Origin of the sequence: Methyloligella sp. GL2 (assembly GCF_013341275.1) — a bacterium.
GTDB lineage: Bacteria > Pseudomonadota > Alphaproteobacteria > Rhizobiales > Methyloligellaceae > Methyloligella.
Genome location: NZ_CP054476.1, coordinates 928,178 through 942,809, shown reverse-complemented (window position 1 = coordinate 942,809; position 14,632 = coordinate 928,178). Strand labels below are relative to the sequence as shown.

At 63.6% G+C, this 14,632-nt stretch carries 12 protein-coding genes; 2 read left to right on the top strand and 10 right to left on the bottom strand.

What is annotated here, in order from left to right; translation table 11 throughout:
• Positions 1-34: 34 nt before the first annotated feature.
• The 4 genes from HT051_RS04420 to galE all read right to left on the bottom strand — a co-directional run bounded on the left by HT051_RS04420 (position 35) and on the right by galE (position 5,195).
• Complete coding sequence (locus HT051_RS04420) at positions 35-1,249, bottom strand: SGNH family hydrolase (protein WP_208454383.1); 1,215 nt, start codon at positions 1,247-1,249, stop codon at positions 35-37.
• A gap of 255 nt (positions 1,250-1,504) precedes the next feature.
• Positions 1,505-2,734, bottom strand: a complete 1,230-nt coding sequence (locus HT051_RS04415; protein WP_174542862.1) for a lytic murein transglycosylase — start codon at positions 2,732-2,734, stop codon at positions 1,505-1,507.
• An 83-nt stretch (positions 2,735-2,817) separates the two neighbouring features.
• Positions 2,818-4,125, bottom strand: coding sequence for a lytic transglycosylase domain-containing protein (locus HT051_RS04410; protein ID WP_174540909.1), 1,308 nt, complete (start codon positions 4,123-4,125; stop codon positions 2,818-2,820).
• A 77-nt stretch (positions 4,126-4,202) separates the two neighbouring features.
• Positions 4,203-5,195 carry a UDP-glucose 4-epimerase GalE gene (gene galE, locus HT051_RS04405; RefSeq protein ID WP_174540908.1) on the bottom strand — a complete coding sequence of 331 codons (993 nt, stop codon included), beginning with the start codon at positions 5,193-5,195 and terminating at the stop codon, positions 4,203-4,205.
• Between the two features lie 115 nt (positions 5,196-5,310).
• On the opposite strand from galE, the gene galU reads away from it, so the two are divergent.
• The gene (gene galU, locus HT051_RS04400; RefSeq protein ID WP_174540907.1) at positions 5,311-6,186 is read left to right on the top strand and encodes a UTP--glucose-1-phosphate uridylyltransferase GalU; all 876 of its coding nucleotides are present in this window, start codon (positions 5,311-5,313) and stop codon (positions 6,184-6,186) included.
• A gap of 311 nt (positions 6,187-6,497) precedes the next feature.
• Here galU and HT051_RS04395 read toward each other — a convergent pair whose 3' ends face one another.
• Positions 6,498-8,102: an outer membrane beta-barrel protein gene (locus HT051_RS04395; protein ID WP_174540906.1), complete on the bottom strand. Its 1,605-nt coding sequence runs from the start codon at positions 8,100-8,102 to the stop codon at positions 6,498-6,500.
• A gap of 333 nt (positions 8,103-8,435) precedes the next feature.
• On the opposite strand from HT051_RS04395, the gene HT051_RS04390 reads away from it, so the two are divergent.
• Positions 8,436-9,434, top strand: coding sequence for an SIS domain-containing protein (locus tag HT051_RS04390; protein WP_174542861.1), 999 nt, complete (start codon positions 8,436-8,438; stop codon positions 9,432-9,434).
• 173 nt (positions 9,435-9,607) lie between these two features.
• Here the strand turns inward: HT051_RS04390 and HT051_RS04385 are convergent, their stop codons facing one another.
• The 5 genes from HT051_RS04385 to HT051_RS04365 form a co-directional block, all read right to left on the bottom strand.
• Complete coding sequence (locus HT051_RS04385; protein ID WP_174540905.1) at positions 9,608-11,239, bottom strand: B12-binding domain-containing radical SAM protein; 1,632 nt, start codon at positions 11,237-11,239, stop codon at positions 9,608-9,610.
• A 172-nt stretch (positions 11,240-11,411) separates the two neighbouring features.
• Entirely contained in the window at positions 11,412-11,870 is a 459-nt protein-coding gene (locus HT051_RS04380; RefSeq protein WP_174540904.1) for an NfeD family protein, read from the bottom strand.
• A 22-nt stretch (positions 11,871-11,892) separates the two neighbouring features.
• Positions 11,893-12,867 (bottom strand): SPFH domain-containing protein, encoded by a 975-nt coding sequence (locus HT051_RS04375; protein ID WP_174540903.1) that lies wholly within the window; start codon positions 12,865-12,867, stop codon positions 11,893-11,895.
• Positions 12,868-13,030: 163 nt separating this feature from the next.
• On the bottom strand, positions 13,031-14,029 hold the full coding sequence (gene hemH, locus HT051_RS04370; protein ID WP_174540902.1) for a ferrochelatase: 999 nt from the start codon (positions 14,027-14,029) through the stop codon (positions 13,031-13,033).
• Between the two features lie 202 nt (positions 14,030-14,231).
• On the bottom strand, positions 14,232-14,618 hold the full coding sequence (locus tag HT051_RS04365; RefSeq protein ID WP_208454382.1) for an NUDIX hydrolase: 387 nt from the start codon (positions 14,616-14,618) through the stop codon (positions 14,232-14,234).
• Between the last annotated feature and the right edge of the window lie 14 nt (positions 14,619-14,632).

Below are 14,632 nucleotides of genomic sequence, written 5' to 3'. Positions count from 1 at the left end.
CGGAGCCCCCCTGGAGGCCGCGCGCTCGGCGCGCCTATTGCTGCGGCGGCCAGCGGAAATCGTCGGCCCGCCCATCCTTGGGCGGCAGCTGCTCGCCCTTCACCAGCACGCGGTAATACGGCCGCTCCGCCAGCGGCAGGCGCGGCTTGGACGAGACCACCGACAAATCGCTGATCGGCGAAATCGAGGCCAGCGCGATCAGCCCGCTATCCAGCTCGCTTGCGATCCGCTCCCCGTCGGCGACCCCCGCCGCGGCCCCTTGCGGCATCAAAGCCCGCCCGGCCTCGAGCGTCTCCGACATGGCGGGCCGGAGCAGCGCCACGCCCCCGACCGTGCTCTCCTCGAGCTTCGGCGCCTGTTCCCCGGCCAGCTCGCTCTCATCGCCGAGCGGCGCCCCGTCGACGGAGATGGCATGGCCGGCGGAATCGACCGCCCCCTTGGAAACTTTCCGGCCCATCACCCGCGCCTGCTCCTCGGCGCTGCCGGCCAGCGGAATATTGCGCTCCTCTTTGGCCAGGCTGAGATCGCGGCGGATCTCCTTGCCGACGAAATGCGCAAGCTTGAGATAGCCGCGCTGGGTGAAATGCACCCCATCATTGGCCCGCAAGCGCCGCGTCTGCCCGGTCATGTCCGGCCCGTAAGCGCTATAGCGCCCGGCCTCGTCGGTAAAGCCGGCCCAGGTCTCGATGAACTTGGTGCCATAGATAAACGCCTTCTCGCGGAAGATGTCGTTCATCAGCTCGGCATTCTGGTTCTGCGCCTGGGTGCGCATCACCGGCAAGCCGACCCAATAGGTAGCGATATTGTTCTCGCGCAGCGTCCGCAGGAATGTCTCGACGCGCTTGCCGTAGATCTCACGCCATTCGTCGGTGCCCGGCTTGTACCACTTGCCGTTCTCCCGGATCGATTGGCCGTCATTGGCGCCGAACATCACAACGGCGATCTGCACCTTGCCCTCATCCTCCAGGATTTCGGGAAGCGCCTTGTTCCAGTCGTAGTAATCGGTGCGCACGAAGCCGGTGGAAACCTTGGAGCGGCGGATGATCTCCAGGTTCTTATCCTCGTCGAAGCTGCGATAAAGCCCCGACCACAGCCCATCGCCGAGAGAGTCGCCGAGCACCAGCACACGGTAGCGATCGCCCCGCGGGAAGGGATCGATATAGCTGCGCTGGAAGCTGGCATTGTTCTGCGCCGCGGCAAGACCGGCAAAACCGGAAATCCCAGCTAAGCCCAAAACCGGCAGCAGCAAAACCAGCCCCGCCACGCCGAGACGGCGAAGCCTGCGGGGCGAAAACGAGAAGCCCGTAAGAAATAGAGACGCAAAACTGACCATGCTCAATCGGACCGTCGAATTGGCCCCCCTGTTATTCCCATTTTGGAACGTTTTTGGCAGATAGGCGGCGTTCCGGGAAGACTCTATTCACAATACGTGCCTGAGAAGGCCGAATGAAGAATATGGTCCGCCGCCATTACCTCGGAAGGGGCATCCGATCGAGGGCCGACCTTAGGTTGAATCGGCCCGCAGCATCTTGAGCAGGGTCAGGGTCGGATAGCCGTCCACGGCGAGCCCCTTCTGGCGCTGATAGGCCTTCACCGCCGAAAGCGTCGCCGGCCCGATCACCCCGTCGACATCGCCGTCCAGGAAGCCGCCGTTCAACAGCCGCGCCTGCAGCTCCTTGCGCTGATCGAGGGAGAGATGGTTCTCATCCGTCGGCCAGGGGTGCGCGAACTCGCCATAGCCCATCAGCCGGTCCGCCAGATGCCCGACGGCAAGCGCGTAGGACGGCGCCTGATTGTAACGCAGGATCGAGCGGAAATTGTTGATCACCAGGAAGATCGGCCCGTTCGTGCCCTCCGGCGCGAACATGCCCGCCTTGTCGTTGGGCCGCGGGAACGGCGCCCCGCTCACCCGCCGCACCCCCATGCGCTGCCATTGCGCCAGGGTCTTGTAGCTTTTCAGCCCGTAAGCCTTGGTGTTGAAGCCGCGCGGCACCTGCACCTCATAGCCCCAGGTCTCGCCCGGCCGCCAGCCTGAGACTTTCAGGTAATGGGCGGTGGAGCCCAGCGCATCGGGCAGGCTGCCCCAGATATTGCGCCGCCCGTCCCCGTCGAAATCGACGGCATAGGCCTCGTAAGTGGTGGGAATGAACTGGGTATGACCCATGGCCCCGGCCCAGGAGCCGTTCATATGCGCCAGATCGATATCGCCGCGCTGCAGGATCTTCAGCGCCGCGATCAGCTGCTGCCGGGCGAATTTCGCCTTCGTATTACGGTAGGCCAGCGTCGCCAGCGAGCGGATCACGTTATCGTCGCCGGGATTCTCGCCGTAATTGGATTCGATCGCCCAGATGGCAACGACGATATGACGGTCGACGCCATAGCGGTTCTCCACCGCATCGAGCAGCGGCTTATATTCGACCAGCACCCGCTGGCCCGTCTCCAGCCGCTTATCGGAGACCGCCCGGTCGATATATTCGCCGACGGGGCGCTTATATTCCGGCTGATAATTGGCCGCCTCGATCACTTCCGGATCGGGGGTCAGGCCGCGGAAGGCGCGTTCATAGACGTCGCGGCGGATGCCGGCGGCCCGCGCCGTTGGCCAGAAGCTCTCCACCCAGGCTTGGAAGCTGGCCGCCTCCGCCCGCGGCGCGTATCCCGCAACCGCACCGAGCACCAGGAGCGGCAGCGCCAATGCAAGCGCGGCACGCCGAAGATTCTTTTGCACCGGGCGCATTCTGCCCATGCCGAAATTGATTCGCATGCCGGGATTCTAACAATGGCTGCGGGCAAAACCTAGGCAACCATGGTCATTGGCGCTTATCGCTGGGCAAGCACCGAGGCGACGATCTTCTCGCTCGGATAGCAGGTGAGTGGCGCGCCGATCCGTTTCTCGTACAGGCCGATCGCCTGGCGGGTCTTGAAGCCGACCAGCCCGTCCACCTTGCCGACATCGTAACCGTAGCGCGAGACCAGCACTTTCTGGAAATCCAGGATGCGCGGCCGGGTGAAACGCTCCACCGGCAGCCAGGCGCCGACGAAATTCGCAGGCGAGTTATAGGCGATCATATCGGCCAGATGTCCGACGAAGAGCGCATAGACATCGGAGTTGTTGTACTTCTTCAGCACCGAGAAATTCTCGGTGACGAGAAAAGCCGGTCCCTTCATCCCGGCAGGCAGCACCAGGAAGCCGCTATCGTCCAGCGTCTCCGGTTTGAATTGCCGCCCCTTCACCCGGACGATGCCAAGCTTGATCCAATCGGAAAACGGCCGCGCCTTGTCCGGCCCCTGCAAGGTGCAGTCAAAGCCCTTCGGCAGACTCACCTCATAGCCCCAGGCCTGGCTGGCGATCCAGCCGTGGTCGCGCAAGGAGTTGCCGGTGGAAGCCAGCGCGTCCGCCGTCGAGTTCCAGATATCCGCCGCCCCGTCGCCGTCGAAATCGATGGAATAGCGCAGGAAATCGCTGGGCAGGAATTGCGTATGCCCCATCGCCCCGGCCCAGGAGCTGCGCATCTCGGCGCGTGAGACATGGCCGTATTGCAGCACTTTCAGCGCCAGCACGAACTCCTTGGTGAAGACGTCCTTGCGCATGCCCGCGAAGCCCTGGGTAGCGATGGCCGAGAGCGCATCGTATGGCAGCCGCACCCCGCCATACCCCGTCTCGCGGCCCCAAATGGCGACGATGATGCTGGCCGGCACGCCGAAGCGTTGCTGCACCGCCGCCAGCACATCCTTGTATTGGGCGTATTTCGCCCGTCCTTGCGAGGCCAGCGCATTGAGATTGTTGGCGGAGAAATACCGGCCCGGGGAATCGAATTCCGGCTGGTGCCGCGGCGCTTTCGGCTTCATCGATTGCGGTAGAGCCGGCCCGCCGGCATAGGCGGGATCGGGCAAGGAAAGATGCGGCAAATCCCAATCGAATTTCAGCCCGCGGGTCTGGGTCTCGAAAGTCTGGCGCGAGACGCCGGCAGCTTCCGCCTCCGGCCAGCGCGCCGCGATCCAGGCGGCAAATTCCTTGTCCACCGCGGCCCGATAGGCGGAAACGGAATCGGCGCGCGCCGGCGTCAGGCAAAGCAAAAGAACGGCGAGGCTCAAAGCGAGCCCGGCGGCAAGACGGGTGATTCTCATGGGGTGAGAGTGTGCCGGGCAGCTTTGACGCTGAAAAGGCGAAAGGTCACCTGGAGGGAAAGACGGAAAAAGGCGCCCTAAGAAGCGGCGCGGATTTCCGTCAGCCGCTGCTCCCAATTCAGCGCATCCTCCACGATCTCGTCGAGATCGGCATGTTTCGGCTGCCAGCCCAGAACCTCGCCGATCTTCGCGGCACCGGCGATGATCATCGCCGGATCGCCGGGCCGCCGCGGACTCATCTTCACCGGAAAATCGCGCCCCGAAATGCGCTTCACCGCCTCGATCACCTCAAGCACCGAGAACCCCTTGCCGTAGCCGCAATTCAGCACCTGGCTCTCTCCGCCCTCGCGTAAGTAGCGCAGCGCCGCCAGATGCGCCGCGACCAGATCGGTGACGTGGATGAAGTCGCGCATGCAGGTGCCGTCGGGGGTGTCGTAATCGGTGCCGAACACCTCCATGCCATGCCGCATGCCGAGCGCCGCCTGCACCGCGACCTTGATCAGATGGGTGGCGTTAGGCGTCGATTGGCCCGCCCGCTTGGCCGGATCGGCGCCCGCAACGTTGAAATAGCGCAGCGCCACATAGCGGAGATCATGGGCGAAGCTGGTATCCTTCAGCATGGTCTCGGTCATCAGCTTGGAGCTGCCGTAAGGCGAGATCGGCGCCAGCGGCGCATCCTCGGCGACCGGATTTTTCTCCGGCATGCCGTAGACCGCGGCGGTCGAGGAGAAGATGAAATTCTTCACTCCTTCGTCCACAGCGCATTCGAGCAGCGCGCGCGATTTACAGGTGTTGTTGAGATAGTAGCCGAGGGGATTGGAGACCGATTCCGGCACCACGATGGAACCGGCGAAATGGACGATCGCTTCTACCTTCTCTTCGCGGATCAGATGCCGAACCAGCTCAGAATCGCCAATATCGCCAACCATAAGCTGCGCCGGCGGTGTCACCGCCCAGCGAAACCCGGTCGATAGATTGTCGAGAACCACCACCTCTTCCCCTGCATCGAGCAGGGCCAGAACCATATGGCTGCCGATATAGCCGGCGCCGCCGGTGACAAGTACGCTCACGCTGGTAGATCCTCGACCGATAATCCCGCCTCTTGCTATCGCAAAACCGGTTGAAGGGCGGTAACGTCGAGCCAACTCGCCAAATGTTCCTTCCCTTAACCCTAACGAGGACTGAATGAACGCCCCCGTCCGCAAGGCTGTCTTCCCCGTGGCCGGTCTCGGCACGCGTTTTTTGCCTGCCACCAAAGCCATGCCCAAGGAGATGCTCACCGTTGTCGACCGGCCGCTGATTCAGCATGTGGTCGACGAGGCGAAAGACGCCGGCATCGAGCATCTGATCTTCGTCACCGGACGCAACAAAGGGGTCATCGAGGACCATTTCGACCGGCAATACGAGCTGGAGGAAGTGCTCGCCGCCCGCGGCAAGACCGAGGCCCTGGCCGTGCTGCAGGAGGATCTGCCCCATGCCGGCACCACCAGCTTCACCCGGCAGCAAGATGCGCTTGGCCTCGGCCATGCCGTCTGGTGCGCCCGCGAGATCGTCGGTGCCGAGCCCTTCGCCGTGGTGCTGCCCGACGTGCTGGTAAAAGCGGAAGGCAAGGGCTGCCTCGCCCAGATGCTCGACGTCTACGACACCTATGGCGGCAACATCCTCGCCGTGGAGGAAGTGCCGGGCGACGCCGTCTCCAGCTACGGCATCTTGAGCGTCGGCGAAGGCGACGGCGACGTCTTCCCGGTCGACGGCATGGTGGAGAAGCCGAAGCCGGAAGAGGCCCCCTCCAATTTGAGCATTCTCGGCCGCTATATCCTGCAGCCGGAGATCTTCGACATCCTGTCGGGACACGAGACCGGCGCCGGCGGCGAGATCCAGATCACCGACGCCATGCTGAAGCTGCTCGAGAGCCAGCCCTTCCACGCGGTGAAGTGCGAAGGCACCACCTATGACTGCGGCTCCAAGATCGGCTTCCTTGCCGCCAATGTGGCTTACGGGCTGGACCGGCCGGATCTCAAGGAGGCCTTCACGGCGGAGATCCTGAAGCTGCTGGATTAGGGCTGGGACTTCGCGTCCCCTTTAGCGGCGTCGACTTCAGCCCCTTGCTTCGTCACCCCCGGACTTGATCCGGGGGTCCATGCCGTGACCGTGCAGCCGGCGCAATAGCGAGAAGTAAGCTCCGAATTTGCCGAACCGAAACGGCATGGATTGCCACCCGGGTCCGGCTCTGCCAGCCCGGGCGCAGGCTCAAGTCAAGCCCGGCAATGACGAAGGAGGGGAATACTCACCCCTTAGCGATCCGTGAAACGAAGATCGTCATCCTGAGGTGCGCGCTTGCGCGCCTCGAAGGATGACGGCGCGCGCACCGCTCACTTCCGCAGCCGCATCCCGACCGTCACCTCGTTTGCCTCGTAATCGCCGGTGCTGCTCGAGCTGACATAGTTGGTGTGTTCGTAGGCGGCGACCAGCGCCATGTTGCGGTTGAACAGATATTCGGCCGTGACGCCTTCGCGGTAACGGTCATCGGTCAGATTCTGGCCGATATAGTCCGCCGTGTCGTAGCTCACATAGCCGCCGAGAATGATATTGTCCCGCAGGTTATGAGTCAGCGTCGCGCCGAAGAAGCGGCTGAACACGCCGGACGCATCGCTCGCCGAAGTCTCGTTCAGATCGGTGCGCGCCTGGAAGCTCAACGCGGTGAGCCCGGTGACTTGCCACAGCACATCGGCATCGAACAGGAACCCGGACACCTCGGTCAGCCGGTTGTCGACCGGCGTCTGCTTGCCGTAGCCGAGGCCGATCTCGCCGCTGATCTTGCCGCCGACGCGAAACGCCGCCCCCGACAGAAGCCGATAGCCGTCGGAACCACGCAGGAAGCCGCCCGACGTCGACCTGCCTTGGGTGTAGTCGCGGTCGTTGATCGCCGTATCCACGAACAGCGTGAGGTCGGGCTGCAGTTCATAGGCGTTGCGCAGCCTCAGCTCCCGCTCCAGATAATCCCGGTCGTCCGCCGCCGCCGAGGTCCCGCTCAGCAGGATCACATCGTTATAGTCGTATTGGGTGGCGGTACCGGTCACCGTTGAGGTGAGCCGGTTGAAGCGGTGGTCGAGAGCAAGGCTCGCATGCTGCTCGTCGAGATCGCTGCGCGCCACATTGGCGTCGGGCAGATCCTCCGCATTGCGCCCGTCCTGAGATTTGCTCTTCTCCAGCTCGAAGGCGAGATTGGTGCGGCTGCGGATATCGATCCGCCCCTTGAGCAGTCCCTGAAGATCCTTGGTGTCTTCGCTGGGATAGTTCTGATACCAGCTCCGCGTCGCATTGACGTTGAACGACAGGAAGTGGCGGCTCCAGTTGGACTCCAGCCGGATATCCGGCTTCAGCTCCGGCCCCCAATCGGAACGCTGATCGCCGCGCGTGGCGAACACGTTGTCGGTGGTGATGATGTTGGAGGTGAGCTCCGAATAGAGCAGGAAGCTGCCGATCCGCGTGCCGATCGGCGCGTAAGGGTCGAACGAGACCTCACCCGCCGCCGGCGCCAAAGGCGAAAGCGGCGGCGCCTCGCGCCGGCCGGTCGCCCGCTGCGCCGCCGATTGCAGGATCCGGTCGGCTTCCGAACGGGTCGTCCCGCCGCCGGGAAACGGCGTCTGCCGGTCGCCAAACGGGTTCTCGCCCGCCGCTTGCGGCTGTTGCTGGCCGCCCGTCTCGTCGCCCATCCCGCCGAGCGGCGGGCCGGTGCGCACCTCGCCGACATCGCCGAGACCGGAGTTCAGGGCCTGGTTGGAGGGCGGCGGGGCGCTGCCAGCGCCGGAAAGCGCATCGGGATTTGCAACAGGCTGTGGATATGTCGCCGCCGAGGGCGCGGCACCAAAAGGCGTATCCCGCCGCGAACCGAGCTCCTCGCCCGCATCGGCGGTCTCGACCCCAACCGCCCCCCGCAAAGCGACGGAATCGGCCGTTTGGGCGGTCGAAGGCATAGGTGCGCTGAGGAGCAGGGCGATCGCGAGAGCGCCCGCTGCGCTGGGATGAAGAGGACGCGGCAAGGACAAACCCTCGGATGCGATTGCGAAAAACGCTGTTGGCGCAGCGTTCCGAACCGTTGTCCTCCGACCCTAGCGGCCATATTGTTAACGGGACGTTTAGCCATGTTTCCAAATGGCGCACGCGCGACGGCCTTAAGACCGTCAAATTCATGCTAAATCAATGACGGTACTGCGCCAGGGGGGACCTTCATGTCCAGCGGACTCATTCCCGGTACGAGCCGGGATTTCGCAACCGATAAGATCGAAAACAGCGCCGCGCCGGAAGGCATGACCGGCGCTGAGAGCGAAGCTGCGCAGGGTGCCGAAGCCATTGCCTCGGCCACCCGCACTCTTGCCCTTGAGATCCAGGGCCTCAGCGACCTGAAAGCCGCCATTGGCAACGGGCTCGGCGATCATTTCGCCCGCGCCGTGGAGCTGATGCGCAATTGCGAGGGCCGGATCATCGTCACCGGCCTCGGCAAGAGCGGCCATATCGGCGTGAAGGTCGCCGCCACCCTGTCCTCCACCGGCACGCCGGCCTTCTTCGTGCATCCGACCGAAGCCAGCCATGGCGATCTCGGCATGATCACCAAGAACGACGTGATCCTGGCCTTCTCCTGGTCCGGCGAGACCATGGAGCTGGGCAATCTGGTGTCTTATTCGGGACGCTTCACGGTGCCGCTGATCGCGGTAACCTCGAACCCCAACAGCACCCTGGCCGAGGCCAGCGACGTGGTGCTGGCGCTGCCCAACGCCAAGGAGGCCTGCCCGCTGGGCCTGGCGCCGACCACCTCCACCGCGATGCAGCTTGCGCTTGGCGACAGCCTCGCCATCGCACTTCTGGAGAGCAAGCGCTTCACCGCCGAGGACTTCAAGGAATACCACCCTGGCGGCCGTCTCGGCGCCAAGCTGAAATTCGTCGGCGATCTGATGCATAAGGCCGAGCGCCTGCCGATAGCCGGCGACGACACCCCCATGGCGGAAGCTTTGGTGATCATGACCGAGAAGGCCTTCGGCTGCCTCGGCGTCGTCGATAGCGACGGCCAGCTCGTCGGCATCATCACCGATGGCGACCTCCGCCGTCATATGGGGAACGATCTGCTGCAGCGGCGCACCGGCGAGATCATGACCGCCGATCCGAAGACGATCACCCCGGAGATCATGGCCAGCGCCGCGCTGGAGGTGATCAACTCCCGGGCAATCACCGCGCTGTTCGTGGTCGAGAACGATCGCCGCCCCGTCGGCATCCTCCACGTCCACGACCTGCTCCGCGCCGGCGTCGTTTAGAGGCGCCTCACACTCAGCCGGAAAATCCGACCCCCCTCCAACTCCCCCCTTTTAGGGGGGAGAGCGACTCGCCGCGACATCGCGCCGATACTCTCCCTCCCCCTAGAAGGGGGAGGGCCGGGGTGGGGGTCGTCTGTTTTACGTGGGGTCGTTCTCTCTTGCGAGGCTGTCTCCTAAGACGCCAGCACCTGCACCGGCTCGGCCCGGCGCACCCGTGAGAAGGAGCGGCCCGCATTTGGCATCACGTTCCCCTCCTCATAGACGTCCGAAAGCTGCGCCGTCAGCGCCGCATAATGGTGATGCAGCGCCACTTTCAGCGCATAGACGAACAGGATATGCGGCTCCAGCGGCCGTGTCTTGGCGATACGCATGAGCTGCGTCTTGTATCTAGCCCGCAGCTCCTCGTCCTCTACATGGCGCAGCAGCCGCGCCGCCACCACGGCGAAGCGGATATAGTTCAGCGTCGCCCGCTTGGTGTAGGCGAAGGGACGCTTCCACCAATAGGGAAGCTGGTGGATGACGAATTGGAAGCGCTTCTCCACGAACAGCGAATCCAGCCGCTCGAAATACGCCCCCGCGCCATAGGATTCCTGCATCACATCGACGAAACCGTCGCGTAAGTCTTCCCGGCTCATGCCGAGCGGAATGACATTGGTGCCGTAGCAATCGGAGGCATCGTCGTCATTCAGCCGCCCGGCCTCCTTCAGCCGCTTATAGAGCGGCGTGGTCGGAATGGCGTGCAGCATGCCGATCAGTGCCGAAGCGATACGGGCGTCCGATAAGAATTTCGGCATCACCTCGAAAATATCCGGCTCGTCGTGATCGAAGCCGACGATCATCCCGCACCACACATCGATGCCGTGATCCTGGATCGTATGCACCCGGTCGAGAAGCGTGCCCGCCTTGGGCCGCACATTCTGCAGCTTCTTGGTCTCTTTCAGCGACTCCTCGTTCGGCGTCTCGATGCCGATGAACACGCTCTGGAAATTGGCCAGCCCCATCAGCTCCATCAGTTCCTCGTCCTCGGCGAGATCGAGCGAGGCTTCAGTGAACAGGGTCAGCGGATAGGCGTGCTTCTGCTGCCAGGCGACGATGTCGCGCAAGATCGGTTTGATCGCCTTCTTGTTGCCGATCAGATTGTCGTCGACCACGAAGACGATCTTCAGCCCCGCCTCCCAGAAGGCATTGAGCTCGGCAATCACCTGGTCGGAGGTCTTCAGCCGCGGCTTCCGACCGAAGGTCACGATGATATCGCAGAACTCACAGGTGAACGGACAGCCGCGGGAAATCTGCATGCTGCCGAACATGTAGCGCTCGGATCGAAGGAGATCGACGCGCGGCAGCGGCAGCTGGGTGATATCGGTCTTCTCCGCCTGCTCGTAGCGGTCCTTGTGGCACCCTTCCTCCCACTCGGCCAGGAATTGCGGCCAGGTGGTATCGGCCTCGCCGACGAAGATCACGTCGCAAAGACCTTCAAGCTGCTCCGGCTCCACCGTGGCCATCGGCCCGCCGACCGCGGTCATCACATCCCGCGCCCGAAGCTCGTCCAGGAGCTCGCCGATGCGCCGCCCCTGGATGCTCATACCCGTCAGACAGACCAGATCGGCGCGGCCGAGCCGGTCGAAATCGACGTCTTCGACATTCTCGTCGATCAGCGTCACATCGTGATGGTCGGGAACCAGGGCGCCGAGCAGCGCCAGGCAGGCAACGGGCAGATTGGCCTTCTTACCAAGCAGCCCCATGCAATGTTCCATCCCCCAGAAGGAGACGTCGAAACGCGGGTTGACGATGACAATATCGGCCATTCAGCCCTCCGAGCTATTGGACGTCGGCAACAGGGATACCAACGCCCCATCCGCTGAAGGGTTGCGCCCGCAACCGGCCGCCGGGGCGCGGAGGGAGCGCAGTATCCGGCTTTCGCCAGACAGAATGTCGCAAGTTTTTGTCGCTGTCACGACGAACCGGGCCGTTCGGCGCTTAAGCGGCCTCGGAGTTTCCTGCCGCTTCCACCGAAAGCAGCGTGCCGTCTGCGCCCGTCACCTTGACCTTGGTGCCGGCGGGAAGGTCAGGTCCGGTCACCCTCCAGACGCTGTCGCCGATCTTCACCGAGCCGCGCCCGTTCACGATCGGATCGAGCAACTCGTAGCTTTTGCCGATCTGGCTGACCGCCCGCTCGTTGAGGAGCGGCCGCTCGCTTTTCAGGGGATGGCGGCGCAGGAAGCGCACAACGATACCGACGATCACCGTCGCCAGAATGCCGAACCAGATCAGCTGCCACTGCCAGGAGATGTCGAAGCCGAAGACCAGCAGCCCGGTAATCGCCGCCGCAAGCCCGAACCACATGAAGAAGATGCCCGGCGCAATCACCTCGAGCACGAACAGCACGCCGGCGAGAACCATCCACCCCCAGGGGCCGAATAGCAGCTCCTCCTCCATGGTCTCCTCCCAGGTCTAGCATTTAAGTCTTCGGACCGGTTCGTGGCACCGGACCGGCGGGCGGACGCGGCGCCTCACCGCCATCCTTGCCGAAAGCCTCGCGGGCGATCTCGCCGACACCGGCGATCGAGCCGATCAGCGAGCTCGCCTCCAGCGGCAGCATCAAGACCTTCTGGTTCTTCGCCTCGGCCAGCGCTTTCAGCGCGCCCACATAGTTGTTGGCGATGAAGTAGTTGATCGCCTGCACATTGCCGCGGGAGATGGCCTCCGAGACCATGGCGGTGGCCTTGGCTTCGGCCTCCGCCTCGCGCTCGCGCGCCTCGGCATCGCGATAGGCCGCCTCGCGCCGGCCTTCCGCGGCGAGGATCTGCGCCTGCTTCGCCCCTTCCGCCTCCAGAATCTCCGATTGCCGCTCGCCCTCGGCCACCAGGATCGCGGCGCGCTTGTCGCGCTCCGCCTTCATCTGCCGCGCCATGGCATCCACCAGATCCCGCGGCGGCTCGATATCCTTGATCTCGATACGGGTGATCTTCACCCCCCAGGCATGGGTCGCATCGTCCACCACCCGCAGCAGCCGGTGATTGATCTCGTCGCGTTGGGAGAGCAGCTCGTCCAAATCCATCGAGCCCATGACGGTCCGGATATTGGTCATGGTGAGGTTCATCACCGCCTTCTCCAGATCCGTCACCTCGTAGCTCGCCTGCGCCGCATCCAGCACCTGGAAGAAGCAGACCCCGTCGACCCGCACCATGGCGTTGTCGCGGGTGATCACCTCCTGGCTCGGCACCTCGGAGACCTGCTCCATCATGTTGAGCTTGCGGCCCAACCGGTCGATGAACGGGATGATCAGGGTGAGGCCGGGATGCAGCGTGCGGGTATACCGTCCGAACCGTTCGACCGTGTAGTTGTAGCCTTGCGGCACGACTTTCACGCCAGCCAGGATAACAACGACGAAAAGGACAAGCAGAACCAGAACGAAGACGTTGAAGCCGAACATGGCGCCCTCCCCAGGCAGATCGCGGCTGATAACCAGCCCTAAGATGGGCCGGCACGCTCCAAATGAGAAGAGCGCGGCAAGGCATTTCGGCTAAGCTTAAGCGCTAGCTCGTTTTTCTTACGCTGTTCGCTGAAGCGTCCGGCTTTTTGGAGGCTGCGGACGCCTAGCCCACCCAGCCGGCAAGCTCGCGGTGGATCACCGTCTGCAGCACCGCCATGCCTTCGTCGGAGTCGTTGAGGCAAGGGATGAAGCTGAACTTCTCGCCGCCATTTTCCTCGAAGATCTCGCGCGCTTCGCCGTTGATCTCTTCCAACGTCTCGACGCAATCGGCGACGAAGCCGGGGGTGAGAATGGCGATGCTCTTCACGCCTTGCTGGGCCAGCGCCTCCACCGTCTTATCGGTGTAGGGCTGCAGCCATTCGGCCTTGCCGAAGCGGGATTGGAAGGTCAGGCGCAGCTTGGTCTCGTCCATGCCAAGCGCCTTGCGCAGCGCCTCGGTCGTGCGCTTGCACTGGCCCTGATAGGGATCGCCCTTATCGACATATTCCTTGGGCAGGCCGTGGAACGAGGCGAGGATCACCTCCGGCTCGTAGTCGAGCTTGGCCAGATGCGCCCGGATCGATTTCGCTAGCGCGTCGATATAGATCGGCTCGGTGGGATAGGCCGGCACGGTGCGCACCGCCGGCTGGAAGCGCATCTTCTGCAGCGCCTCGAAGGCGACATCGTTCACGGTCGCCGTGGTCGCCGCCGCATATTGCGGATAGAGCGGAAACACCAGGATACGGTCGCAGCCCGCCTCGACCAGCGCCGTCATCCGCGATTTGATGCTTGGCGAGCCGTAGCGCATGGCCCAATCGACCACGATTTCCGGCTGGTTGGAGAATGCTGCGGCGAGCTTCTCCGCTTGGCTGCGCGTGATGGTGCGCAAGGGAGATTCGTTCAGCTCCTCGTTCCAGATCGAGGCATAGGCCTCGCCGCTTTTCGACGGCCGTGTGGTGAGGATGATGCCGTTGAGGACCGGCCACCAGATCAGCTGGCTGACCTCGATCACGCGGCGGTCGGAGAGGAATTCCTTCAAGTAGCGGCGCATGGACCAGTAATCGGTCCCATCCGGCGTGCCCAAATTCACCAGCAGCACGCCAACTCTACCAGTCGCCAGCATCGGTCCTTCCTTCGACCGCTCGGCAGCAAATTGGCACGGAGCAGGCCTCTCGTTCATCTCGCAACGCCTTCTCGAAGACTGAAACCTCGAGCACGTCTTGCACGGCCGCATCTGGCACGCTTCGAACGCGGTGGAGCGATCCGCAAGACGTCCCGATCCTTAGATAGACCATTCGCGTTTGCACCACCACCAAAGAGGGTGGCTAGCGCGAAGATATCGTTTCTGCAACCAAAACAGCGCGTTCCAGAATCTCACGGTGGTCGAAGGCAAGCCGCTCGGCGCGCCAATCCGCTACCCATTCGGCCGCCGCCGCATCGTCTCCGGCCACCGGCACTGCCTCGTCTTGCAGCTCGGTGAGATAGGCGACGCTGACCGTATGGCCGCGCGGATCGCGGGACGGATCGGAGAACACGCCGATCAAATGAAGATCGCCCGCCGTGACCCCGGTCTCCTCGGCGAGCTCCCGCCGGCAGGCCGCCTCCACCGTCTCGCCGATATCGACGAACCCGCCAGGCAGCGCATATTCGCCCTGGAACGGCGGGTTCTTACGCCGGATCAGCAGCACCCTTCCCGAGGCGTCAAACGCCACGCAATCGGTTGTGA